Origin of the sequence: Pyxidicoccus sp. MSG2 (assembly GCF_026626705.1) — a bacterium.
Classification (GTDB): Bacteria; Myxococcota; Myxococcia; order Myxococcales; family Myxococcaceae; genus Myxococcus.
Map to the genome: position 1 here is coordinate 4,693,351 of NZ_JAPNKC010000001.1, position 23,969 is coordinate 4,717,319.

The window sequence follows — 23,969 nt, forward strand, 5'->3', positions numbered from 1 at the left end:
GCCCATGTCTTCCCGCAAAGTGAAGTCGAAGAAAGCCCCGGCCCTGCCTGGGCTCCAGGCGCCCGAGCGTCCCGCGCGAGCGCCCCGCCGTCCGAGCGCGAAGAAGACGGTGGCCATCCTGTCCCGCAAGCGGTCTCTCTATTCCACCCGCCGGCTGGTGGAGGCCGTGAAGGAGCGGGGACACCGGCCGCTGGTGTTCGACACACTGCGCTGCTGTCTGCTGCTGGCCCAGGGCGCGCCGCGCATGACGTACCGCGGTGTCGAGGTGCGCGGCGTGGACGTGGTGGTGCCGCGCATCGGCGCGTCGATTACGGCCTACGGGCTGGCGGTGGTGAACCACTTCGAGATGATGGGCGTGCCCGTCCTCAACCCGCCCACCTCCATTGCCCGCAGCCGCGACAAGCTGCGCGCGCTGCAGTTCCTGGCGCGCGCGGGGCTGGACATCCCCCGCACCGTGATGGCGCATGACCGCAGCAACGTGCGCCGGCTGGTGGAGGAGGTGGGGGGGCTGCCCATCATCATCAAGCTCATCAAGGGCACCCAGGGCGTGGGCGTGATGATCGCCCACACGCTGCCGGAGGTGCAGACCATCCTGGATACGTTCTGGGACCTGGGTCAGGAAATCGTCCTCCAGGAGTTCGTGGCGGAGAGCGAGGGCCGCGACGTGCGGGCGCTCGTGGTGGGCAGCCAGGTGGTGGGCGCCATGCGCCGCAAGGCGAAGAAGGGCGAGTTCCGCTCCAACATCCACCGCGGCGGGGAGGGGCAGGCAATCGAGCTCCCGGCGTCCTACATGGAGGCGGCGGTGCAGGCCGCGCGGGTGCTGGGCCTGGAGGTGGCGGGCGTGGACATGCTGGAGGGCCGCGCCGGGCCCCGGCTGATGGAGATCAACTCCAGCCCGGGCTTCGAGGGACTGGAGGGGGCCACGGGGCAGGACATCGCCGGGGCCATCATCGACCACGCGCTGGTCTACGCCGAGCAGAAGGCGGGCGGGCTGCGGGCTCGCGAAGGGTGAGCGAGGAGGCTTTGTCCCTGGCCGTGTGAGGCTGCCCGCACGCTTGGAAGCAGGCGGGCCTCCAGGGCAAGGCGCCTTGCATGCTCCTCAGGAACACAGGAATGCAATTCGTGCCGGAGTGTCCTGGGGAGTTGGCAGCGGAGTGGAGAGCCCTCTAATCTGGCGGCCCTCCATGAAAACGCTGCACAAGCCGCTGCAGATCACCGTCTACCAGGATGTGCTCTGTGCCTGGTGCTACCTCGCCGACCAGCGCCTGGACGTGCTGCGCCAGGAGTTTGGCGAAGCCCTCCGTTGGAGCGTCAGGCCGTATCCGCTGCGCCTCCAGGACGCGCTTCCCACGGAGCGCGAGAAGCGCGGGCTGGTGGAAGAAGTCCAGCGTGCGCAGCGCGAGCCGGACCCCACCGCGAGCCTGCTGTCCACGGACCTGTGGCTCGGGGGTGATCCTCCGCGCACCAGCGTGCCGGCGCTCGCGGCGCTCGAAGCCGCGCGGCTCCAGGGCCCGCAGGCGCGCGCGTTCCTCGCGAGGTCCATGCAGCGCGCCGCGCTGGAGCAGGGCATCAACGTGTCCCGCACGGACGTGGTGTTCGAACTGGCGTCGCGCGTGGGCCTGGCGATGAACGAGTTCTCCGCGGCCTTCCGCTCGGAGGAGACGCGCCGGCTCATCCTCGACGAGCACCGCGACGCGGCCAACCGCGGCGTGCGCGGCGTGCCCACGCTGGTCATCGGCGGCCGGTGGATGCTGTGCGGCCTGCGCGAGCTGACCGAGTACCGCGAGCACATCCTCGCGTGCCTGGGGAAGTCCTCCGTGCCGCGCGCGGGCTCCGCCGAGCGGCTGGTGCACTGAAGCACCCGGGCCCGCGCCCCTTCGCGCGGCCCCATGCGGCGACCCGGGCCCGCGCCACTCGCGCGGGCCCGTCGCGTTTCAGGCCTCCTCCACTCCGTTGCTGAGCGTCAGGTAGAGGCCCGCGAGCATGAGCTGGAAGAAGGCCGACGCGGGCAGCACGCCCACGCAGCAGGCCAGGACGCCCGCCAGGGTGATGACGCCGCCGAGCAGGGAGGTCCCCAGCATGGCCAGACGCTGGCCGCTCGCATAGGCGAAGCAGCGGCGCAGCGTCTCGACGGGGTTGGGGTTCTCGCTGCGCGCCAGCTCCGGCTGGACCAGCATCAGGGGAAGAATCACCCACATGCCCGGGAAGACGGAGAGCCCCCCGAACACGAGCAGCATCACCGCCAGGCTGGGCCCCAGTGAGCCGAAGACCCGGATCAGCTCCGCGGACGGGTCATTCCCCCCGTTCGCGCCCATCCAGTCCGCGCTACGCAGGGCATCGAGTCCTCCCGTGAGGGCCGCCGCGCCCAGCGCGACGCCGAAGATGAGCAGCACGACGGGAATCATCAGCGCGAAGGTGAGCAGCGTGGTGAGCAGGTACGGGACGGCCTTGTGGAACTGGGTGAACATCTGCCCCACGTCCGCGCGCCGGCCGTCGAGCACGTCGAACAGCATCCGCATGAAGCCGATGGACACCAGGCCCTGCACCACCGTGGACAGGATGAACCCGATGACGAGGAACAGGCCCGTCACCGCCCAGTGGTCCGCCATCCCGCCGATGAAGGAGAGGACCTGGGAGACGACATTCCCCACCAGGGAGCCGGCGATGACGATGAGCACGCCGACGCAGATCATCACCCACTCGCCCTTGAAGGCGTCCCAGCACGTCTCCAGCAGCGCGCCCACGCTCCAGCGCTCACGGGTCAGCGCGAAGGCGTGGCCCATCCCGGCGCGCTCGCGGCACGTGGGGCAGGTGAGCTGGATGCCGCCCTCGCTGCACGTGTCGCACATGAAGTTGCCGCAGCGCGTACAGGTGCGCGACGCCCGCTGCTCGGGGTGAAGCGGGCAGAGCGCGCCCGCCCCCCGTCCGAAGTCCATCTCCGCCATGGTTCCCCGCTCCTCGCTCGGCGGCCCACCAGTCCACCCGGCTCGGGCCGCACACACATTCCCACCTACACCAGCCGGGGCAGTGTCCACCAGAGGACGGCAGAGGGTATCCTGCGAGGGGGAAGGCGTCCTGGGCGGGGCGATCAGCCAGGGAAACGTTCCCCGGTGTGAATTTCCGTCGCCCTGCCGCGTCTCCTCCCGTGTGGTCGCGAAAGTGGAGAGCCTGCCGCTCCACTCCGCCCAGGAGATTGCTCACATGCGCCGCCTGCTCGCACTCGCCATCCCGCTCGCCCTGATGATGGGGACCGGCTGTGTTGCCCACGTCCATGACGGCCCGTACCGGAGCACCTACCGGACGGTCGAGGTGGACTACAGCTACTCGGGTGACCACCCCGTGCCGGACGAGTACGGCGGGGGCTGGTGCTCGGACGTGCACACGCACGTGCATGACTACCGGCCGACGACGACGTACTACACCTACACGGACAACGTGTACTACTACCGGGGCCCGTCGGTGGTCTGGTACTGGGACTACCACCCGCTCGTCGTCGGGGGTTACTGCAACCTGCACGGGCGCCACTCCCACGACTACTACCCGAGCTCCAGCCCGGGCTACCGCTACGAGCGCAACCGCGGCTACGTGTGGGACCGCACGCACCGGGCTTCCCCCGTGTACAGCTACGTGGGCGCCTCGCGCGGCTCGGCCCGCTCGTCCAGCTACAACAACCGTGACTCGCGTGACTCGTCCTACAGCCGTCCCCCGCCGCCGTCCGGCACCGGCTACGGCACCACGCCTCCGCGTGGCAGCGGCAACGGCAACAACGGCGGCTGGGGCAACGGCGGGAGCCACTCCGGTGGCGGCTACGGCAACTCCGGCAACGGCAACAACAACGGCGGCAACAACGGCGGCTGGGGCAACTCCGGCAACGGCAACTCCGGCAACGGTGGTGGCTACGGCAACCCGCCTCCGGGTCGCGGCGGTGGCCGGGGCCACGATGACGACGACAACGACCACGGCAACAACGGTGGCGGCTACGGCGGCAACTCCGGCAACGGCAACTCGGGCGGCAACTCCGGCAATGGCAACGGTGGCGGCTGGGGCAACTCCGGCAACGGCAACTCCGGTGGCGGATACGGTGGCAACTCGGGTGGCAACTCCGGCAACGGCAACTCCGGTGGCAACTCCGGCAATGGCAACTCGGGTGGCAGCTCCGGCAATGGCAGCGGCTGGGGCAACTCCGGCGGTGGTAGCTCCGGTGGCAGCTCTGGCGGTAGCGCCACGCCGCCTTCTGGCCGTGGCAACTCCGGCAGCCGGGGCAACAGCAGCGGCAGCAGCAGCGGCGGGAGCAGCAGCGGTGGCAGCAGCAGCGGCAGCGGGTGGGACCGTGGCGGCAGCAGCCGGGGCAACAGCAGCGGCAGCAGCGGTGGCAGCAGCAGCGGCAGCGGCTGGAGCAACGGTGGCTCGCGCTCCGGCTCCAGCAGCAGCGGCTCCTCCTCCGGCGGCTCGACTCCGAGTGGCCGCGGGCGCTCCGGCAAGAGCAACAACGGCTGGCGCTGACCCGCGGACCGCCGCGCACCGGAGCCGAAGCGGGCATTCCGGAGCGCGGCGGGCGCCGCACCCAGGCTGATGGATTCCCGACACCGGGCCGTGTCCCCTGTCCGAGACGGACAGGCGGGCCGCCCGGTGTCTCGCTTCGTGCGCTGCACACTTCACCTGGCGTCGGGCAGGGGACGGACGGCGGACGGGGTGGATTGCCGCAGCGAGGGGCCGTGAAGATGTTGCCGGCCGATGAAGCGCCCTTACCTGATTGCCACCTGTGTCTTGCTGGGGCTCGCGCCGGGCTGCGGCTCCGGCGGTTTCACACCCGACCCCGGCGTCCGCACCGAGGATGCCGAAGCGGTGGACCTGGACAACCTCCGCATCCGCGTCAGCGGCCGTGCGGAGGTGCTGCCCGAGGCCGTGCGCCTGCTCGAGTCCCGGGGCCAGCCCGTCCCCTCGCTGGATGGCGTGCCCATCTCCATCGAGGAGCCTTTGCGCCTGTCCGTCAATGACGTGAACGCCAGCCTCGGCACCGGCGCGCTGTCCGCGGACGGAGCCTTCCGCGTGGACGAGGTCCCCGTGCGCGAGGTGCACCAGAGCGTGGCGGTGGGCATCACCGCGCCGGGCTTCGTGCACACGGCCACCGTCGTCTACGACACCGCCTTCACCGGCGCACGGCCACGCACGGACCTCGTCGACGTGCGCGCCTGGGCACTGCCGGACGCCTTCCACGACGTGCTCTCCGCCGCCATGGGCGAGGCCCGCCTGCGCGGCCACACGGGTGACAAGGCCACCACGCTGCGCGACGCGGGCTTCGTGCTCGGCCGCGTGGTGGACCTGGACGGCCGCCCCGTGGTGGGCGCGCGCGTGACGCTCGACCGGGACGACCTGGCCGACCGCGTCTACTACCCCACCGAGGACTTCGCCGCGGTGACCCAGGACGGCACCCACGTGCACGGCCTGTTCCTCTACGTCCACACCGGCGCGGACGCGGACACGTTCCGGCTGAGCGTGGAAGGCGCGGACGCGTATGTCCCGCGCAACGTGGGCGCCGCGCCCGGCTGGGGCCTCTTCCTCACCGTCCATCCGGGCAACTTCCCGCCGCCTTAGTGGCGTGGGGCGGGCACGCCCCTGCTCCCCTGCTCTCCAGTCAGACGCGCCGGGCCCGCGGGCTCCGGACGTGCCTCGCGCCCACCTTGCGGTCGGAGGTGTGGCGCCATGGAGCGACACGTCATGCGGGGCTACGCGAGCCTCCCCGTGCGCAGGCACGAGCGCTCGCCCGCGACCCGCCGCCGGCCCCGACGGTGGCTGCCGGAGGACCGCTTCGAGCGTGAGAATGCCCTCGCCTCCCTCTGGGGCATGGTGGGCGCCACCGTGGCGCTGTTCCTGGCGCCCGGAGTGAATGGCTTCATCGCCGGCTGGGCGGGCAGCGGGGCCCTGGGCGGCTCGCGGCGGGCGCTGCGCGTGGCACTGCTGGCCGTGGGGCTCGCGGCGCCAGCGCTCTGGCTCCTGCTGGGTCCGCTGCACCTGCCCGTCCTCGGCCTGTTCCCGGGCGTCGGCACGGGGAAGGCCATCCTCCTGTCGGTGGCCGGGCTGCTGCTGGGCGCGGGGGCGAGGGGCCTGCCGTCCCGGGTGGCACGCGGCCTCCGCGCGCGCTCACGGGCCTGAAGCCCCGTCCCTCCCTCGCGCGCCCCCCGACCGCCCACCTGTCGACGCCCTGCCCCTCTGGCCGATGCCGGACACGCGCGCGAGACGCATGACTTTCCGGGGCGCCCATGCCGAAAGGCGGGCCCTTCCTGGACCGGGCCCGCTGCCCAGGCCCGGGGCTGGAGGAGCACCGCGTTTCGGGGGACGCCAGGGATGAGCAGGACCGGAAGGCCCCAGAGTGGTACCGCGGCCACGGTCCGCGCGCTGGCGTGGCTCGCGGCGCTGGGCGTTCCCGCCATCGGGGTGCTGACCCTGCTGGGCCACATGCGCAACGTGACGGTGCTGAAGTCGGTGATGGCCGGCTACCCCACGACACAGCCCACGAGCAGCCTGGCGCTGATACTCGGAGGACTCTCGCTGGGCCTGCGGCTGCCGCGCCGTGCCTCCGCGCTCCGCTCCGCGATGGCGGTGGCCTGCGCGATGGCGGTGCTGGCCATTGGCGCGGTGAGCCTCATCCATGACGTCACGGGGGTGGAGGTGGGCGTGGCCTCGCTGCTCGCGAGGCGCTCCTCGCCGCTCACCTCGATGTGCCTGGTGCTGCTGGGCCTCGCGCTGGCCATGCTGGGAGGTCCCCGGCGGCGGGCGAGGACACGGGACGCGCTCACGGTGCTGGCGATGCTGCTGGCACTGCTGGGCTTCAACGGCCTGCTGCTCGGCCCCCTGGTGGGTGGAGCCCCCCTGCCCTTCCTCGAGCATCGAAGCATGGGTCTGCCCACGTCGATCGCACTGGGGCTGCTGGGGCTGGGCACGCTGTGCGCGCGGCCGGAGCTGGGGCTGGTGGCCCGCGTCACGCGCGACACGCTGGGCGGGTTCCTCGCGCGTCGGCTCGTCCCCGTGGCGCTGCTGGGGCCCCCGCTGCTGGGCGTGAGCCTGGTCCTGCTGTACGGCGCGGGTGTCATCAACCACGAGGCGAAGCTGCCCCTCTTCGCCACCGCGGTGTGCGCGGGCGGCACGGGGCTGGTGCTGCTGGCGGCGCGCGCGCTGGACGTGCTCGAGGTCCGCCGCCGGGAGACCACCGCCGCGCTGGAGGCCTCCGAGGCGCGCTACCGCGGGCTGCTGGAGACGGCGCCGGCTCCGGTGCTCACGGTGGACGCGCGAGGCCTCCTGCGCTTCGTCAACGCGGAGGCGGAGCGGGTGTTCGGCTACCGGCGCGAGGAATTGCTCGGGCGCGAGGTGGAGGTGCTCGTTCCAGAGGGACTCTTCGGCGGCCGCCGCCTGGATGCCGCGCCCGATGAGCGCTCCCTGCACGGGCTGCGCAAGGACGGCTCACAGGTGCGGCTGGAGGTGCGGCTGAGCCTCGTGTCGGACCAGGAGGGGACGAGCCTGCTCGCCCTGCTCCGCGACGTCACCGAGCGCGAGCGGTTCCTCGCCGGCGTGCAGCGCGCCCACGAGGAGGCGGAGATGCAGCGCGGCCTCCTCCAGGTGGTGTTGGACCATGCGCCCGTGGGCGTCGTGTTCGTGGACCCGGAGGCCGGCACGGTGGTGACCAACCGCGTCGCCGACGCGATGTATGCCCTGCCCCAGACGCCGATGCGGCAGGCCGATTACGTGAAGCTCCTGCGCTACCCGGACGGGCGGCCCGTGGGGATGGAGGAATTGCCCTCCGCGCGCGCCGCCGCGACGGGCAGGGCGGTGGGCCCGGAGGAGTACCTCATCGTCCAGCCGAGCGGACACACCGTGCCCGTGCTGGCCACGGCGGCGCCCATCCCCGGGCCCTCGGGCAGGCCGCGCGGCGTGGTGGTCAGCCTGCAGGACCTCACCACGCGCCACGAGCTGGACCAGTTGCGCGAGGAATACGTGGGCCTCATCTCGCATGATTTGCGCGGCCCCCTCCAGGTCATCAACCTGCGGGCGAGCCTGCTCCAGCGCGGCCTGCACGCGCGGCACCTGTCGCGCGAGGAGGGACTCACCGAGGCCATCCTCCACAGCGTGGGGTGGATGAGCTCCATGATTGAAGACCTGCTCGAGGGCTCGCGCCTGGAGGCGAAGCGGGCCGCGCTGCGGCGCGAGCCGAAGGACCTGGTGCGCTTCCTGGAGGAGGTGCTGGAGCGCGACGTGCCCCCGAACCTGCGCGAGCGCTTCCGGCTGGAGGTGGCAGGCCCGGTGCCGCAGGTGTGGCTGGACCCGACGCGGCTGGAGCGGGTGCTGTCCAACCTGCTCGGCAACGCCGCGAAGTACAGCCCGCCGCCGCTGCCGGTGGTGGTGCGCGCCCGGGCGCAGGAAGGGCGGGTGGTGGTGTCGGTGAGCGACCAGGGGCCGGGGCTGGCCCCCATGGACGCGGCGCGCATCTTCGACAAGTACTACCGCACGCAGCAGAGCAGTGCGTCCGACACGAAGGGGCTGGGCCTGGGGCTCTACATCAGCCGCCTCATCGTCGAAGCACACGGCGGCCACATCTGGGTGGAGAGCGAGCCCGGCAGGGGTGCCACCTTCCTGTTCAGTCTGCCGGTGGAGCCCCCGCGCCAGGAGCCCGGCCCCGGCCCGCTGCCGGGCGCGACGGGGCCGGGGAACAACGCCTGAGTCACGGGCGCCGGGCCACCCAGCGCGGCAGCCAGTCGGCGCCCTTCGCGGTGGTGAGCCGCGTCTGCCCGGTGCCATCCGCGCGCATCAAGTACACGTCCGTGTCCCCCTGGCGCTCGGACACGAAGGCCAGGTACTTCCCGTCCGGGCTCCACGCCGGCATGTCGTCCCGCTGCTTTCCGTCCGTCAGCGCCACCGGTGCGCCGCCGGCCACGGGCGTCATCCAGATGCGGCTCCTACCTCCCGGAAGGCGGCTCACGTACGCCAGCTTCTGTCCGTCCGGGCTCCACGCCGCCTCGCGCTCCTCGCCCTCGACGGCCGCGCCGGACACCGGTCGCAGGTTCGCTCCGTCCGAGCGCACCAGGTAGAGCTTGTCCTGGCCCTGGCGGTCGCTGATGAACGCGAGCCACTTCCCGTCCGGGCTCCACTGCGGCGAGCGGTCCTCCTTGTGGAAGGCGGTGATGCGCCGCTCCTGCGTACCGTCCGCGCGCGCCACGTAGATTTCCGGGTCGCCCTCGCGGCTGCACACGTAGGCCACCTCCGTCCCGTCCGGCGACACCGACGGCTCGAAGCAGCCCTGCTTCACCTGCGTGAGCGGCACCTCCGGCACGCCCTCGCGGGGCTGGAGCTTCACCACGTCGCTGAAGCCCTGCGCGTCGGACTCGGCCACCAGCCACGTGCCGTCCGGCGCCCAGCTCGCGTTGCGCGCGCGCGCCCGGGGCGCGTTGAGCGGCACCACCGCCCCGCCGCCTTCGAGAGGCACCACGCGCAGTTGCTGGAACTGGAGCCCGCCCTGCTCGCGCACGGCCACCACCAGAAGGGACTTCCCGTCTGGCGACGGTGGGCCGGGGTACTCGTCCTCCTCGCCCTTCGTAAGCTGTGTCTCCTTCCCGTCCGGAGTCACCCACCACACGTCCTTCTGCCCCGCCCGCTCCGACAGGAAGGCCACCACGCCCGGAATGGCGCGTGCCTCTTCCTTCGACAGCGGCCCGACGCCAGACGCCCCGCCACACCGGCCGGAGCACCCGACGCCGAGCACGGCGAGCGCGGCGACTGCCCGCGCCCGCCACGGCCAGGAACGCTGCTTCCGTTCGAGGCCCCGCATCGTCATCTCAGCGGACCTGGATGGCGTCCGCCATGACGACGTAGCCCGCGGTGGTCCAGCGGCTCAGCTGGACCTTGTTCCAGCCGGCCGGGAACGCGTAGGTGCCCAGCGTGTTCCACTTGCTGCCGTTGGCCTGCTGGTTCACGTTCACCGTCACGTTGCCCGACGAGGTGGTGATGATGAAGGGCGCGGACGGAGCGCGGTTGGTGCCCGCCACCCACCAGGCGTCGATGGTCTTCGTGGCGGCCGCCGCCAGGTAGAACTCGAAGACGGCCGGCGCGGAGACGGCCTCGGTGGCGGCGTAGTAGTAGCCGCTGCCGTAGTAGCCGGTGCTGTAGCCGTCCGTCCAGGTGCCCACGGTGGAGAAGCGGGCGTTGGCGGCGTTGTTGTTGGCGTTGTTGCTGTCGACGACGATGGCGCCCGTGGGCGTGCCGCCGTCACCGCAGTAGCTCTTGATCTTGCTGATGTACGTGGACCACGGCCAGTTCGGACCCGGGTCCGTGCGGGTGGCCGGCTGCAGACGGCCGTGCGCCACGATGTGGTAGCTGTCGCGGACGATGCCCTGGCCCTGGGTGATGTCGCAGGACAGCTTCGCCGAGGCGTCAATCTGGCCGGCGGGGAACGAGGCCTGGCTGGCGAAGCCGCCGTGCTCGATGCCGACGGAGAAGTGGTTCACCGACACGCCGTTGCTGCCGCACATGACGCTGCCGTTGAGGCCGCAGTCATAGGAGGCGCCCACGTGCCAGGCGCGGCTGGACTCGCGCACGAGCTGCGAAATCTCCGTGCCGCCCTCGTTCACCACGTAGTGGGCGCTGACGCCCGCGTCGGGGTTGACCAGCCAGCCCCAGCAGCCCGCGTAGTTGCCCTCACAGGTGTGGATGATGACCATCGACACGTCCGTGCCCGCCGGACGCGCGTTGAAGTTGGGCGACGCGTGCCAGACGGAGGCGGCGTAGTCCGGGCCGGCCGCGAGGGCCTGCATGCGCGGCAGGGCGAACTTCGCCTCCACCGAGGCGGGCTCCAGCGAGACGGCGACCTTGCCGTCGGGGGTGAAGGCACCCTCGCCCGAGCGCAGCACGGAGTACACGTCGTTGTGGATGTAGTGCGCCTGCACGTCCGGGTCGGCGATGTCCGTCAGGCGGACGGCCACCGGGGCCCACGCGCCCAGGTCCGCGCGGTCGATGCCCGCCTCGGCGGCGTACTTCGACAGCAGCGCGGCGCCCGCGCGGAGGTTGGCGAGCGCGTCGCTCCGCACGGCCGCCTCGGACACGCCGGCCAGGGCCGCGCCCTCGGTGATGTGCTTCCCGCGCAGGGCCAGGAGGCCGAACGCGGCGGGACGGCCCTCGAACTCCTCGGCGCCCTGGACGAACTCCCAGCGCGTCTCCGCGTAGGAGATGGCCTTGAGCAGATTCACCGGGACGTTGAACTCACCGGCGGCCCTGGCGAACAGCGCGTCCAGCTGCACGGGGGTGCGGCGGGCGGCGTCCGCCACCGCGCGGGCGGCGTCCTGGGCGGCGTTGGACGGCGTCTCGGAGGCGGGGGGCGTCTCCGGGGCCGGGGCCTCCGGCTGGGGACCGCAGGCGGACATGGCCATGGCCGCGGCGGCGGCCGCGAGAGTCTTGCGCAGATGCATGGAAACTCCAGTGAGGGGGGTCAGCAGCTCCACGGTCCGCCCCCACTTCCGGGAGCGGCGCAGGGGCGGGCCATGAGCAGCATGCGTGCCAATCACGTTCTCCCCGTGAAATCCTGCTTTCCCGGCTCCAGATGGAGCATGGATGCTCCACTCGCGAGTCAAGAAATCGGCCCTTGCCGCGCTGCGGAAACCACATAAGCCCTTGAAATGATTGAATCGCCAGCTCCCGAGTCCCCGACCTGGAGCGTCGGAGTGGCCCCTGCGTGTCTCACTGACGCATTCCAAGACAGGCACAAGGTAAATAAATGTTACATCAATTCCCATGCTCCTCGCTTTTTGGCGTGGCGCCGGAAGCAGAAGGAAGCGGCCGCCCCTCCGGGGTGCATGCCGGGAGGCAGGGCGATGCCGACAGCGGCGGGGGCTTCCGCTATGAGGAGGGGCATGCGGCTCTTCGGCATTGGCGACACGCACCTGCCCTCCACGCGGCAGAAGGACATGCACCGCTTCGGGTGGACGGAGCATCCGCTTCCGCTCCAGCGGGCGTGGGACGAGCGGGTGCGCCCGGAGGACGTGGTCATCGTGGCGGGCGACATCTCCTGGGGCACGCGGCCGCACGAGGTGCTGGAGGACCTGGCGTGGCTGGACGCGCGGCCGGGCCGCAAGGTGCTGGTGCGCGGCAACCACGACTACTGGTGGGGCGACTCGGCGTCGAAGCTGCGCAAGCTGCTGGAGCCGTACCGCACAATAGAGGGCTTCCTCCAGAACAGCGCCGTCGTCATGGGCCCGTGGGTGATTGCCGGCAGCCGACTGTGGACGGCGCCCGAGGCCCCTCCCATGCCCGGCGGGGAGATGGGCGACGAGCCGGCGGACCTGGGCTACGTGGAGCGCGAGACGCGCCGGCTGGCGGCGTCGTTCGAGGACGCGAAGAAGAAGGAGGCGGCCAGCCCCACGCCGCTGGTGCGCGTGGTGGCGGTGCACTTCCCGCCGGTGTACGCGAACCAGAAGGCCACCGCCTTCAGCGAGCCGATTGAGGCCTTCGCGCCGAAGGTGTGTGTGTATGGACACCTGCACGCGGAGGGAATCGCCGCGGGCTTCACGGGGGAGCGCGCCGGAGTCAAATACGTGCTGGCGTCGTGTGACGCGGCGCGCTTCGCACCGGTGCTCCTCGACGAGGCGTAAGTCAGGCTAGGTTCCCGCAACTTCCCGCCGGGGGCCATGGGCGGGGAGCAGGAGTGGTGTCATGCCGTCCAACAAGGCGGAGCTCGCCTCCCGCATCGCCGCCGCGAGGCAGGGCGACTCGGTGCGTGGGCTGTTCTTCAAGACGGTGTTCAGCGTCCTCGAGCAACACGGCGGCCGGCCCGCGGTGGAAGCGGTGCGCGTGGGCGAGCTGGCGACGGACTACTGGGAGCTGCGCTCGTACCCGGTGCAGGACTTCCTCACGCTGCTCTACCGCGCGGCGGACACGCTGGAGGACTCGCTGGGGCCGGAGAACGCCGTGTACCACGCGTGCGGCGAGACGGGCGTGACGCGCTACTCCACCGGGCCGGGCATGCTCATCTTCGGCATCATCTCCCGGGGCGACCCGCAGAAGCTCTTCGCGGGCGCGCAGATGGGCTACAGCGCGGCCGTCTCCTACGGCAGCCGGGAGTACCTCACCACGGGACCGAAGTCCGGCACGCTGCGCGTGCGCCGGGACATGCTGCCGCCCGCGTACCACGAGGGCATCCTCACCGGCGCGCTGAAGGTCCTCGGGCTGAAGGGTACCGCGAAGGCCCAGGCACACGGCATCGACCGCGTGGACTACGACATCCAGTGGGAATAGCGCCGCGCTTCAGTCCACGCGGGTGAAGGTGACGTCCAGCTCCGCCACCACGCGCTCGCCGACGGAGGCCTGGCAGGTGAAGGTGTGGTCCGCGCCCTCGTGCGAGCGGCGGACGGCGCCGAACGTCACCGTCTGCCCGGCGAACGCGAGGCTGTCCGCGGACAGGCGCACGTCCTTGGCGAGGCAGCGCGCCCAGGGCGCACCCTCCAGGCGGCGCAGCAGCGTGGTGGCCACGCGAGTCATGCCGCTGGCGACAATGGCCACCGGCATCACCGGGTGCAGGGCGAAGTGGCCCTTGCACATGTCCGTCGTCACCGGGCCGAGCGTGGCGCGCAGGGACTCGCCATCCGGGCGCCAGTCGCGCAGGGCCAGCTGCTTGCTGTACGGGTTCTGCCGCAGCTTCGCCCACTCCTCGGGGGTGCGCTGCACGCCCTCGTCCCGGCGCGGCTCGCGGCGCATGTCCACGCGCGCCTCACCGAACAGGCGCGTGAAGGCGGCGGCGGAGAGGACGTTGTAGTCCACCTCCAGGCGGAACAGCGGCGTGCCGTCCTCGAGCGACAGCAGCGTCTGCGCGGTGGCGGTGCGCTTGCCCGTGAACTGCGCGCGGGCCAGGCCCCAGAGCAATTCCGTGGAGCGGGCCATGGCCTCCGGGCGCAGCCACTGACCGCGCGCGCCGCACGCCAGGTAGAAGTGCTGGCCGTCCTTGGGCGACATCAGCGCGGAAGCGCAGGAGCCGAGGATGGCCAGGTGACGCCCCGACTCCGCGATGCTGATGGGGCCGGCCTCCGCGTCCGGGTCCTGCTGCACCGGGATGCGCGCCACGACCTCCCCCTCGCCCATCACCGTCACGTCCTTCAGCGCGTAGTACGGGTCCCGGACGCAGATGCGCGGGTACAGGTCCGCGTGCGACAGCACCGTGTGCGGCGCCAGCCCTTCCAGGCTCCGCAGGGGCTCCTGCGCCTGGGTCCGCTGGGGCTCCTTCGCCGGGTTCCAGGAACCCTGGGTGGCGCCGGTGGAGAGGAGCGAGGTGGCGGGGACGAAGGTGGCGGCGTCGAGCATGGGAGACTGACCTTTATTCGTACACAGGGTGTCGGGGGACACCTGCTCGCCTTGTAACCGAGGGAGCTTCCGGTGGTACAGAACTTTTTCTGTTACCCGGAAATATTCTCGCCAAATGGCCCGAATAGTTGCGTCCAGACAGGAACTTTATGTCTTGGACATAAATTTAGGCATGGCTCGGCCGGTCGGCAGCCGCTCGGGGCGGAGAAATTCAGCATCCGACGCAGAGAGTCAAGCACGGACTGGGGTGAGACCCACCCTGCCGCCCGCAAGTGTCAGCCAATGAATCCGGGTATTTAGAAAGACCCGGATTCAGGGACACACGAAGGCCCCGGCGACGAGGCGCGGGCGCAAGTGCCCGGGTGGAAACCGGCCGGATTCGAACTGGCGTCCTTCGGCATTGGAAACCGACGCGACCACCGCTGCGCTACGGCTCCCACCCGAGCGGGGAGGGCCTCACGCTCGCGGCAAGGCCACGCAAGCCGGGACATCCCCCGGCTCGTCAGCGGACGCTCACAGCTCCACCTGGCTGCCCAGCTCCACCACGCGGTTGGGCGGAATGCGGAAGTACGCCGTGGCGCTGCGCGCGTTGCGGCTCATCCAGGAGAAGAGCGCCTCGCGCCACACCGCCATGCCCGGCTTCTTCGTCGGAATCAGCGTCTCCCGGCCCAGGAAGAAGCTCGTGCCCATGAGCTGGAACTGGAGCCCCTTCTCCCGGCAGCGCTTCAGCACGTCGGGGATGCTCGGGTTCTCCATGAAGCCGTAGCGCGCCACCACCCGCACGAAGCCCTGCTCCAGCGGCTCCACCTCCACCCGCTCCTCACCCGGCACGTGCGGCACGTCCTCCGGGATGATGGTCAGCAGGACCACCTGCTCGTGCAGCACCTTGTTGTGCTTCAGGTTGTGCAGCAGCGCCGGCGGCGTGCCCTCCGCGTTGCCCGTCATGAAGATGGCCGTGCCCGGCACCCGCACCGGCGGATGGCCCCCGAAGCTGTCCAGCAACTCCTTCAGCGGAATGCTCGCCGCGCGCAGCTTGCCCGCCAGGATGTCGCGCCCCCGCTTCCACGTCGTCATCAGCGTGAAGATGATGAGCGCCAGGAGCAGCGGCAGCCACCCGCCGGCGACAATCTTCACCGTGTTGGCCGCGAAGAACGACAGGTCCACCACCAGGAACAGGCCCGCAATCGGCAGGGTCAGCGCCCGGCCCACGCCCCACCGCTCGCGCGCCACCACGTAGGCGAGGACGGTGGTGATGGCCATCGTCGTCACCGCGGCGATGCCGTACGCCGACGCCAGCGCGCTCGAGGAGCGGAAGGTCAGCACCAGCGTCACCACGCCCAGCAGCAGCACCCAGTTGAGGCCGGGCAGATAGATCTGCCCCATCTCCTCCGCCGACGTGTGCACCACCTCCATGCGCGGGCTGTAGCCCAACTGCATGGCCTGCCGGGTAATGGAGAACGCTCCGGAGATGAGCGTCTGCGAGGCGATGATGCCCGCCGCCGTGGCAAGGGCCACCAGCGGGTAGAGCGCCCAGTCCGGCGCCAGCAGGTAGAACGGGTTGCGCGCCGCGCTCGCGTCACGCAGCAGCAGCGCCCCCTGCCCCAGGTAGTTGAGCGTCAGCCCCGGCAGCACCAGGAAGAACCAGGCCCGCTTGATGGGCTTCCACCCGAAGTGCCCCATGTCGGCGTAGAGCGCCTCGCCGCCCGTCACCACCAGGAACACCGCGCCCAGCACCAGGAAGCCGTGCTTGCCGTTGTGGAGGAAGAAGAGCGCGCCCTCGTGCGGCGACAGCGCCCAGAGCACCTCCGGGTTGTGCAGCACCTCCTTCGCCCCCAGCACCGCCAGGGTAGCGAACCACAGGCACATGACGGGGCCGAACACCGCGGCGATGCCCGCCGTCCCGTGCCGCTGCACCAGGAAGATGATGACGATGATGACGAGCGTAATCGGGATGACGTAGGGCTCGAAGACGGGCGTGGCCACGTTGAGGCCCTCCACCGCGCTGAGCACGGTGATGGCCGGGGTGATGACACCGTCGCCGTACAGCAGCGCCGCGCCGAAGATGCCCAGCGTCACCAGCACCGGCCGCGGGGTGTGCGCCTGCCCCCGGGGGCGCTGCATGGCCAGCGCCATCAGCGCGAGGATGCCTCCCTCCCCCCGGTTGTCCGCCCGCATCACGAAGATGAGGTACTTCACCGACACCACGATGATGAGCGACCAGAAGATGAGCGACAGAACCCCCAGCACGTTGTCCGGCGTGGGGCTGACGCTATGCGGGCCGTGGAAACACTCGCGCAGCGCGTACAGCGGACTCGTCCCGATGTCGCCGTAGACGATGCCCAGGGCCCCCAGGGCCAGGAGCGCTGTTCGCTTGAAGGTGTCCGGGGCCTCGCGGGCGGATGCTCCGCCCGAGACTCCCACCATGGTGGCTTTCACGCCCCCCGCTTTAGCCGAACCCCGGCCGTGAGCAACGGACGTGACACACCGCTCCCCGCTTTCCAACGCCCGGGTACACTTTTGTGTGCCTGGGTGGGCACGCACCGGGAGCCACAGCACCGCGGACCGGGGTTGCGCGTACGAGGCCAACAGTCAGGGCCGCGGGGTGTTGGCCACCCGAGAAGCCAGGCCGGCCCGGCACACCGGGGGCATCCCCCGTTCGTGACCTCCATGTTCCCATTCCCGGACGGGGGCGCGATGACCAGGTCGGCGGTATCCAGATGGGGTGAGCCGTGGCAGTACGGGGCGCAGGCGCCAGAGGTGGAGGAGCGGCTGGCGCTGCTGGCCGAGGCCTCACGGGTGCTGGCCGACGTCAGCCTGGAACCCCCGGCCGTCATGGAGCGGCTGTGCGAGCTGGTGGTGCCCCTGCTCGGCGCCGCGTGCGCGCTGCGGCTGACGTCCGAGGACGGCCGGTGGCTGCGCACGGTGGCCTCCGCCTCCGCCTCGCCGGAGACGCGGCCCCTCTTCCAGTCCCTCATCGCCCCGGTGCTGCGCGCGGACGAGGGCCCCTCCGCCGAAGTCCTGCGCTCGGGCCAGCCCCTGTGGGTGCCGCGCCAGGAGGTGGAGGAATTGCGCCGCCTGGTGCCCCCGCAGCACCACGGCCTGCTGGACCGGCTTCCCTTCACCCGCTCACTGGTGCTGCCCCTGCGCACGCGGGGACGGGGGCTGGGGACGCTCACCGTGTGGCGGGAGCCGGCGGCGGCGCCCTTCGAAGCGGGAGAGCAGCTGCTCCTCCAGGAGCTGGCGGACCGGGCCGCTCAGGCGCTGGACGTGGCGCGTGCGTACGCGGCGGAGCGGCGGGCCCGGCAGGCGGCGGAGGTGGCCGCGGGCCGGCTGGCGCGCTTGCAGCGGGTGACGGCGGAGCTGTCCCAGGTGCTCACCGCGCCGCGCGTGGCGGAAGTGGTCGTGGACCAGGGCGTGGAGGCGGTGGGCGCGCGCGGCGGCGGCTTCTGGCTGGTGGAGCCTGGAGACGGACAGGCCCGGCTGCTGCGCTGCACGGGTGAGGACTCACGCATGCTGACCGGCGTCTTCGGCGTGGTGCCGCTGGAGCACGCCTCGCCCATCACCGAGTCCATCCGCGACGCGCGCCCGGTGTGGCTGGAGACGCCGGATGCGCTGGCCCTGCGCTTCCCGGAGCTGGCCGAGCGCTGCCGGCGGGCCCAGGGCAGTCCGGCGCCCTCGTCGGTGTGCCTGCCGCTGTTGGTGGACGGGCGCGCGCTGGGGACGCTGCTGTTCACCTTCTCCGAGCCGCACGCCTTCGACGACGACGAGCGCGCCTTCCTGGAGCTGCTCGCGCACCACGCCGCGCAGGCGCTGGCACGGGCCCGGCTGCTGGAGCAGGAGCAGCGCGCGAGGGCGGCGCTGCGCGAGGCTCACCAGACGCTGGCCGCCATCATCCAGGCGTCGCCCGCGGCCATCCTGCTGCTGGACATGGACGGCACGGTGCGGCTGTGGAACCCCGCCGCGGAGCGCATGTTCGGGTGGACGGCGGACGAGGCGCTCGGCCAGGCGCTCCCGGTGGTGTCCGCATCGCGGCACGAGGAGTTCCGCCACCACCTGGAGGGCGTGGCTCAGGGCCGGGTGCTGGCGGGCGTGGAGACAGAGGGGCAACACCGGGACGGCACGCCCATCCAGGTAGCGCTGTGGACGGCGCGGGTGTGCCCGCCGGGCGGGCCCGTGCAGTGCCTGGGCATCCTGGTGGACATCACCGGGCGCCGGCGCAGCGAGGACGCCCAGCGCTTCCTCGCGGGAGCCGGCGGGGTGCTCGCCGCGAGCCTGGAGCAGGAAGAGACGCTGGAGCGCGTGGCGCACCTGGCGGTGCCCGCGTATGCGGAGGCGTGTGGCGTCTTCCTCGCGGACGAGGCGGGCGAGGCGCGCTGCGTGGCCACGGCGTGCGCGGGAAGCAGCGCACCGGGGAGTACCCAGGCGCAAGCCCTGGAAGCAGCGGCGCAAGCCGTCCCGGCGCCAGGCCTCGAGGTGGTGTCGCGAGCCATGGCCTCCGGCGAGCCGGCGCTGCACCCGGGGCTGGAGCTGGACGCGTCCGGGGATGCGCGTGCCTGGCTGTGCGTGCCGTTGCAGGTCCGCGGGCAGACGCTGGGGGCGCTGACGTTCGTCACTTCACGGCGGCCCTATGACGCGAGGGATTTGGAGCTGGCGCAGGAGCTCTCCCGCCGGGCGGCCCTCGCCATCGACAATGCCCGGCTCTACCGCGAGGCACGTCAGGCCATCCGCCTGCGCGAGGAGTTCCTCTCCATCGCCAGCCACGAGCTGAAGACGCCCATCAGCGCGCTCCAGCTTCAGGTGCAGAACCTCGAGGCCGCGTTGAAGCGCTCGCCCTCGGGGATTCCGCCGGACCGCCTGCGCCGGGGCCTGGAGGCCGTCGGCCGCCAGCTCAAGCGACAGACGCAGCTCGTCAACGAGCTGCTGGACGTGTCCCGCATCAGCGCGGGACGGCTGGAGCTGAGCCTGGAGCCGCTGGACCTGGGCGCGCTGGTGCGCGAGGTGGCCGAGCGCTTCGAGCCCGAGCTGGCGCGCACCGGCACTCCGCTGGAGCTGGTGCTGGCACCGGACGCCGTCGGACAGTGGGACCGGCTGCGGCTGGACCAGGTGCTCACCAACCTCCTGTCCAACGCGGTGAAGTACGGCCGGAGCCAGCCCGTGCGCATGGAGCTGACGGCCACCGACGAGCGCGTGCGCCTGGACGTGCGCGACGGGGGCATCGGCATCGGCGCGGAGCACCTGTCACGCCTCTTCCACCGCTTCGAGCGAGCCGTATCCGAGCGCAACTACGGCGGCTTCGGGCTGGGACTCTGGATTGCGCGGCAGATGGTGGAGGCCATGGGTGGCCACATCGCCGTGTGCAGCCATCTGGGCGTGGGCTCCACCTTCACCGTGGAGCTGCCCCGGGCCGCGGGGTGAGGGGCGCTCTCACGCCCCCCATCCGAAGCCCCGTGCGCGTTGCGCACTCCGAAGCCCCGTGCGCATTGCGCACTCCGGAGCCCCGTGCGCATTGCGCACTCCGGAGCCCCGTGCGCGTTGCGCACTCCGGAGCCCCGTGCGCGTTGCGCACTCCGGAGCCCCGCCCCTGGCTCACAGCGCCAGGAGCAGGATGGCGGCCTTCTCCTCGGGGGAGGCGGCCATGAACTCGTCCGGCAGCCAGACTTCGGACGGCGGCGTGGAGGCAACGTCGCAGCTGCGCCTGCCCACGTAGAAGCGGCCATCATCCTGCGCCTTCAGCCGGTAGGTGCAGTCACGGACGTAGACCTTCATCTCGCTGGGGCTCAGCTTCAGGTCCACCGGGCGCCCGCCGAAGCCGCCCTTGGCGACAATCGCGTCGCCCTCCTTCGCCACCTTCAGGTTCACCGTGGCGCCGGCCAGCACGCCCTTCACCTCGCCCGGCTTCACCTCCAGGGTGACGGTGCCCAGGTACGTGCGGCCCCGCAGCTCACCGGGGGCGCGCGTGAGCTGGAAGTCCATCCCCGTCACCTCTCCCGGCGTCATCACCAGGTTGAACTGCTCACGGGCAATCCGCAGGTTGATGGCGTCCTGTCTGGGCGCCGACACCGCGACCCCCGCCCCCAGCAGCATCCCCACCACCCATACACCCCGGCGCAGCGGCATCAGAAAGCGCTTCATACGGAATCCTCCCTCTCCCAGGCTTTGCTCCGAGAGTCTTAACGCCCGTCCGCACATCACATACCGGCCCGGCCTCCACCTCGCGCCAACCCCCGGGAATCACACCTGGAACCTGCGCACGGCCCCGGCTCCACCTCGCGGCCCGCCTGCCCGCCCGTCCGCTCGCCAGCCCCGCCCCGGGGGCGGGGTCCGGTGTCGAACCCGCCCTGCCAGCTACTTCGAGCCGGTAGCGCCACCCGTCGGCGCGGGCGCGGTGCCCAGGTGCTTCTCCAGGAACATCAGCGCGGTCATCTGCGCGTAGTCACGGTTGTCCTTCTTCTGGAAGCCATGGCCCTCGTCGGTGGCCAGCATGTACCAGACGTCCGAGCCGCGCTTGCGCACCGCCTGGACGACCTGCTCCGCCTCCGACTGCGGCACGCGCGGGTCATTGGCCCCCTGCTGCACGTAGAGCGCGGCGCGAATCTTCTCCACCGCGCCCAGTGGGGAGATGCGCTCCTGCACCTTGCGCACCTCGGCGTCGCGCTCGTCGCCGTACTCCGCGCGCCGCAGGTCCCGCCGATACGCCTGCGTATTCTGGAGGAAGCTGCCCAGCGAGGAGATGCCCACCACATCCACCGCGGCCTTGATGCGCTCCGGGAAGAAGGTCACCGCCGCCAGCGTCATGTAGCCGCCGTACGAGCCGCCGTAGACACCCACCCGCGCCGCGTCCAAATCCTGACGCGAGGCGATGAAGTCCAGCGTCGCGCCGATGTCCGCGAGGCTCTGCTCGCGCTTCACGCCGTCATCCATGGCCCGGTACGCCTTGCCGTACCCGTCCGAGCCGCGCACGTTGGGCACCAGCACCGCCATGCCCAGCTCCGTCACCAGGTACTGGGTGAAGTTGCTGAAGGTGGGGAGGCTCTGCGACTCGGGGCCGCCGTGGAAGACGACGACGACGGGCACCTTCCCGGTGGCGTGCTTCGGCTTGTAGAGGAAGGCCGGCACCTTCACGCCGTCGGTGGACGGGTAGCGCACCAGCTCCGGCATGGTGAAGAGGTCCGTGTCGATGCCACCCACCTCCGAGCGCGTCCACCGCGTGGGCTTGCGCGTCTTGAGGTCCACCGTCCAGACGTCCGAGGGCGAGCGCGCGTCGCCCATCGCGAAGGCCAGCAGGTCCGGGCGCTGGAGCGGGAAGCGCAGCGTGGACACCACGCCCTTCGGAATCTCCACCGGCGCCAGCTTCTGCGTGCGCGTGTCCAGCAGGTACACGCGGACGTAGCCGTCCTCGTTGATGCCCACCGCGAGCTGGCGGCCGTCCGACGACAGCGTCGCGCTCACCACGTTCCACCGCACCGACTTCGTCAGCGACACGGGCGTCCCGGTGAAGGGCGCCTTCGCCAGCTCCAGGCGGTACAGCTCGGCGAAGTCGCCGTAGCGGTCCGTCACCAGGTACACGGCCTGCCCGTCCTGGGTGAAGACGGCGGCGCCGACGCTGCCCTTGCCCTCCTTCGGGGTGAGCTGGCGGCGCTCGCCCGTCTTCAGGTCCACCACGTGCAGATCCGAGTCGTCCACCGCGCGAGTCTGGACGACGAGCAGCTTCGAGCCGTCCGGAGAGAACTCCACCGGGAGCCACGTCCCCTCCGCCTCGGTGACGCGGCGGGCCTGCTTCGCGTCGCTGGTGGGGGCCACGTACACGTCCGTGTCCTTGCCGTTGCGTCCCGTACCGCCGTACGTCACCCAACCGCCGTCGCGGGAGACGCGCAGGCCCTCGTGGCGGCTCTTGCCGTCGGTGAGCAGCTCGGAGCGGCCCGTGCGGCGGTCCAACCGGAAGAGCTGGAAGAACTCACCGCCACCCTTGTCCTGCAGGTAGTAGATGGCCTGCGGGTTGCCGGGCTGGAAGCGCGCGTTGGTGATGGGCTCGTCCGTGAAGGTGAGCTGCGTGCGCGCGCCCATGGGCATCTCCACCACGTGGAGCTGGTTGGTGTTCGCGAAGCGCGTGGAGATGAGCACCTGCTTCCCGTCACCCGTCACGTCCACCAGCGAGGCCGAGCGCGCCTCCAGGTACTGGTCCAGCCGCTGGCGCAGTTCCGGCGGCACGGGCGGCACGTTGCTCACCCAGACGTTCGGCTGACCGGGCAGCGGGGCGATTCCGGGCACCTGCGACGGCGCCTTGGACGACGGCGCGGCCTGCGCGGCGAGCAGCGACACGATGAGGGGAAGGGCTCCGAGGTTCATGGACGCGCAAGGTAGCAGCGCGCCCTGGAGCAAACCTAGACACCGATGCTCGCGACAGTCTCCTGACGCACGGCGCCAGTCACCACGGCCAGCCCGTCCATCACGAGCTCACGTGCGCAATGCGTTGCAATCCTTCTCCCCGCGCATGAGCGTCGTCGCGAGCGAATCCACCAGGCGCTCTCGACCCTCCGCCCTGTCCACGCCGTACACGGCGCACCGTGAACGGCGTTGACAGTGCCGCCCGCGCGCCCGCGCAAGCGCGCGGAATCAGGCCCTGTCCGCGGTGGCAGGGCGCTTGCGATGGCCTCCCTCCGAAAGGAGCAGGCCATGGACACGCGGTGGGGTGAGGCGAAGCTGGACGCGGGGAAGGTGTTCCGCTGGTGCCTGGTGCACGTGGGCGCCGTCGCGGGCGGCTGGCTGTTCTTCTCGTGGAGCGCGGTGGCGGTGTTCGCCGTGCTCACAGGCGTGACGATGTGTCTCGGCGTGTCGGTGGGCATCCACCGCGGCCTCATCCACCGCGCCTTCCGCGCGCCGCTCGCGGTGGAGCGGACGCTCGGCTTCGTGGGCACGCTGGCGGGCCTGGGCGGCGTCATCGGCATGAGCCGCATGCACCACCTGCGCGACTTCCACCAGAACCAGCCGGAGGCCGAATGCCCGCCCTACTTCGGCTACCGCGACGGCTTCGCGCGCGTCATGGCGTACGCCCTCTTCCACACGTGGCACGCCCGGGACGCCGCCGTGTACCCGCCCGTGGAGCCTCGCGTGGCGGAGGACGCCTTCTTCCGCGCCCTGGAGCGCGCGGGGCTGTGGCTCCAGGTGCCACTCGCGCTGGGGCTGTATGCCATTGGCGGCGCCTCGTGGGTGGCCTGGGGTGTCTTCGTGCGACTGGCGCTCACGCCGGACGGCTTCTGGTGCGTCCACTACGTGAGCCACGTGGAGGGCGAGCAGCCCTACGAGTTGCCCGGCTGCGCGGAGCAGGGACGCAACGCGGGCTGGCTCGCGCTCGTGAGCATGGGTGAGTCGTGGCACAACAACCACCACGCGTACCCGGGCTCGGCGCAGATGGGGCTCGGCTGGCGGCAGCCGGACCCGGGCTGGTGGACGGTGCGCGCGCTCGCCGCGCTGGGGCTCGTGCACGAGGTGAAGGGCCTCGCGGACCTGCCGCTGCGCGCCGGGGCTCGCAGGAAGAAGGAGCCCGGACAGCCCTCGCGGCGTCAGGGTGGCCGCAAGCCCCGGCCTCCCCTGCGGCGCCACGGAGGGCCCCGCTTCCAGCCCGTGTGAGGCACACCCGG

At 71.5% G+C, this 23,969-nt stretch carries 17 protein-coding genes and 1 tRNA gene; 10 read left to right on the forward strand and 8 right to left on the reverse strand.

Annotated elements, in window-relative coordinates; translation table 11 throughout:
- The first annotated feature begins 4 nt into the window (after positions 1-4).
- Both OV427_RS18095 and OV427_RS18100 read left to right on the forward strand, forming a co-directional pair.
- The gene (locus OV427_RS18095; protein WP_267857368.1) at positions 5-1,012 is read left to right on the forward strand and encodes an ATP-grasp domain-containing protein; all 1,008 of its coding nucleotides are present in this window, start codon (positions 5-7) and stop codon (positions 1,010-1,012) included.
- A 172-nt stretch (positions 1,013-1,184) separates the two neighbouring features.
- On the forward strand, positions 1,185-1,856 hold the full coding sequence (locus OV427_RS18100) for a DsbA family oxidoreductase (protein ID WP_267857369.1): 672 nt from the start codon (positions 1,185-1,187) through the stop codon (positions 1,854-1,856).
- 78 nt (positions 1,857-1,934) lie between these two features.
- On the opposite strand, the gene OV427_RS18105 is transcribed toward OV427_RS18100, so the two are convergent.
- Complete coding sequence (locus tag OV427_RS18105; RefSeq protein WP_267857370.1) at positions 1,935-2,945, reverse strand: hypothetical protein; 1,011 nt, start codon at positions 2,943-2,945, stop codon at positions 1,935-1,937.
- A gap of 256 nt (positions 2,946-3,201) precedes the next feature.
- On the opposite strand from OV427_RS18105, the gene OV427_RS18110 reads away from it, so the two are divergent.
- The 4 genes from OV427_RS18110 (at position 3,202) to OV427_RS18125 (ending at position 8,712) form a co-directional block, all read left to right on the forward strand.
- Positions 3,202-4,503: a hypothetical protein gene (locus OV427_RS18110; protein WP_267857371.1), complete on the forward strand. Its 1,302-nt coding sequence runs from the start codon at positions 3,202-3,204 to the stop codon at positions 4,501-4,503.
- A 231-nt stretch (positions 4,504-4,734) separates the two neighbouring features.
- The gene (locus OV427_RS18115; protein ID WP_267857372.1) at positions 4,735-5,595 is read left to right on the forward strand and encodes a carboxypeptidase regulatory-like domain-containing protein; all 861 of its coding nucleotides are present in this window, start codon (positions 4,735-4,737) and stop codon (positions 5,593-5,595) included.
- 108 nt (positions 5,596-5,703) lie between these two features.
- Positions 5,704-6,153 (forward strand): hypothetical protein, encoded by a 450-nt coding sequence (locus OV427_RS18120; protein ID WP_267857373.1) that lies wholly within the window; start codon positions 5,704-5,706, stop codon positions 6,151-6,153.
- A gap of 192 nt (positions 6,154-6,345) precedes the next feature.
- Entirely contained in the window at positions 6,346-8,712 is a 2,367-nt protein-coding gene (locus OV427_RS18125) for a sensor histidine kinase (RefSeq protein WP_267857374.1), read from the forward strand.
- Position 8,713: 1 nt separating this feature from the next.
- Here OV427_RS18125 and OV427_RS18130 read toward each other — a convergent pair whose 3' ends face one another.
- Positions 8,714-9,817: a TolB family protein gene (locus OV427_RS18130; protein ID WP_267857375.1), complete on the reverse strand. Its 1,104-nt coding sequence runs from the start codon at positions 9,815-9,817 to the stop codon at positions 8,714-8,716.
- A 7-nt stretch (positions 9,818-9,824) separates the two neighbouring features.
- Positions 9,825-11,450: an N-acetylmuramoyl-L-alanine amidase gene (locus tag OV427_RS18135; protein ID WP_267857376.1), complete on the reverse strand. Its 1,626-nt coding sequence runs from the start codon at positions 11,448-11,450 to the stop codon at positions 9,825-9,827.
- A gap of 441 nt (positions 11,451-11,891) precedes the next feature.
- Between OV427_RS18135 and OV427_RS18140 the strand changes: the two genes are divergently transcribed.
- Positions 11,892-12,629 carry a metallophosphoesterase gene (locus OV427_RS18140; RefSeq protein ID WP_267857377.1) on the forward strand — a complete coding sequence of 246 codons (738 nt, stop codon included), beginning with the start codon at positions 11,892-11,894 and terminating at the stop codon, positions 12,627-12,629.
- Between the two features lie 61 nt (positions 12,630-12,690).
- Positions 12,691-13,272: a TIGR02265 family protein gene (locus tag OV427_RS18145; RefSeq protein WP_267857378.1), complete on the forward strand. Its 582-nt coding sequence runs from the start codon at positions 12,691-12,693 to the stop codon at positions 13,270-13,272.
- A 9-nt stretch (positions 13,273-13,281) separates the two neighbouring features.
- On the opposite strand, the gene OV427_RS18150 is transcribed toward OV427_RS18145, so the two are convergent.
- The 3 genes from OV427_RS18150 to OV427_RS18160 all read right to left on the reverse strand — a co-directional run bounded on the left by OV427_RS18150 (position 13,282) and on the right by OV427_RS18160 (position 16,755).
- Positions 13,282-14,331 carry a hypothetical protein gene (locus OV427_RS18150; RefSeq protein ID WP_267857379.1) on the reverse strand — a complete coding sequence of 350 codons (1,050 nt, stop codon included), beginning with the start codon at positions 14,329-14,331 and terminating at the stop codon, positions 13,282-13,284.
- Positions 14,332-14,695: 364 nt separating this feature from the next.
- Positions 14,696-14,768: transfer RNA gene (locus tag OV427_RS18155), tRNA-Trp, on the reverse strand.
- Between the two features lie 76 nt (positions 14,769-14,844).
- Positions 14,845-16,755 carry a potassium transporter Kup gene (locus tag OV427_RS18160; RefSeq protein ID WP_267857380.1) on the reverse strand — a complete coding sequence of 637 codons (1,911 nt, stop codon included), beginning with the start codon at positions 16,753-16,755 and terminating at the stop codon, positions 14,845-14,847.
- A 270-nt stretch (positions 16,756-17,025) separates the two neighbouring features.
- Here OV427_RS18160 and OV427_RS18165 point away from each other — a divergent pair, with 270 nt between their 5' ends.
- Positions 17,026-19,746 carry a GAF domain-containing protein gene (locus tag OV427_RS18165; protein WP_267857381.1) on the forward strand — a complete coding sequence of 907 codons (2,721 nt, stop codon included), beginning with the start codon at positions 17,026-17,028 and terminating at the stop codon, positions 19,744-19,746.
- A 171-nt stretch (positions 19,747-19,917) separates the two neighbouring features.
- Here OV427_RS18165 and OV427_RS18170 read toward each other — a convergent pair whose 3' ends face one another.
- Positions 19,918-20,463: a hypothetical protein gene (locus tag OV427_RS18170; RefSeq protein WP_267857382.1), complete on the reverse strand. Its 546-nt coding sequence runs from the start codon at positions 20,461-20,463 to the stop codon at positions 19,918-19,920.
- Between the two features lie 213 nt (positions 20,464-20,676).
- Positions 20,677-22,677, reverse strand: a complete 2,001-nt coding sequence (locus OV427_RS18175; protein WP_267857383.1) for a S9 family peptidase — start codon at positions 22,675-22,677, stop codon at positions 20,677-20,679.
- Positions 22,678-23,004: 327 nt separating this feature from the next.
- Here OV427_RS18175 and OV427_RS18180 point away from each other — a divergent pair, with 327 nt between their 5' ends.
- Positions 23,005-23,958 (forward strand): acyl-CoA desaturase, encoded by a 954-nt coding sequence (locus OV427_RS18180; protein WP_267857384.1) that lies wholly within the window; start codon positions 23,005-23,007, stop codon positions 23,956-23,958.
- The last annotated feature ends 11 nt before the right edge of the window (positions 23,959-23,969 follow it).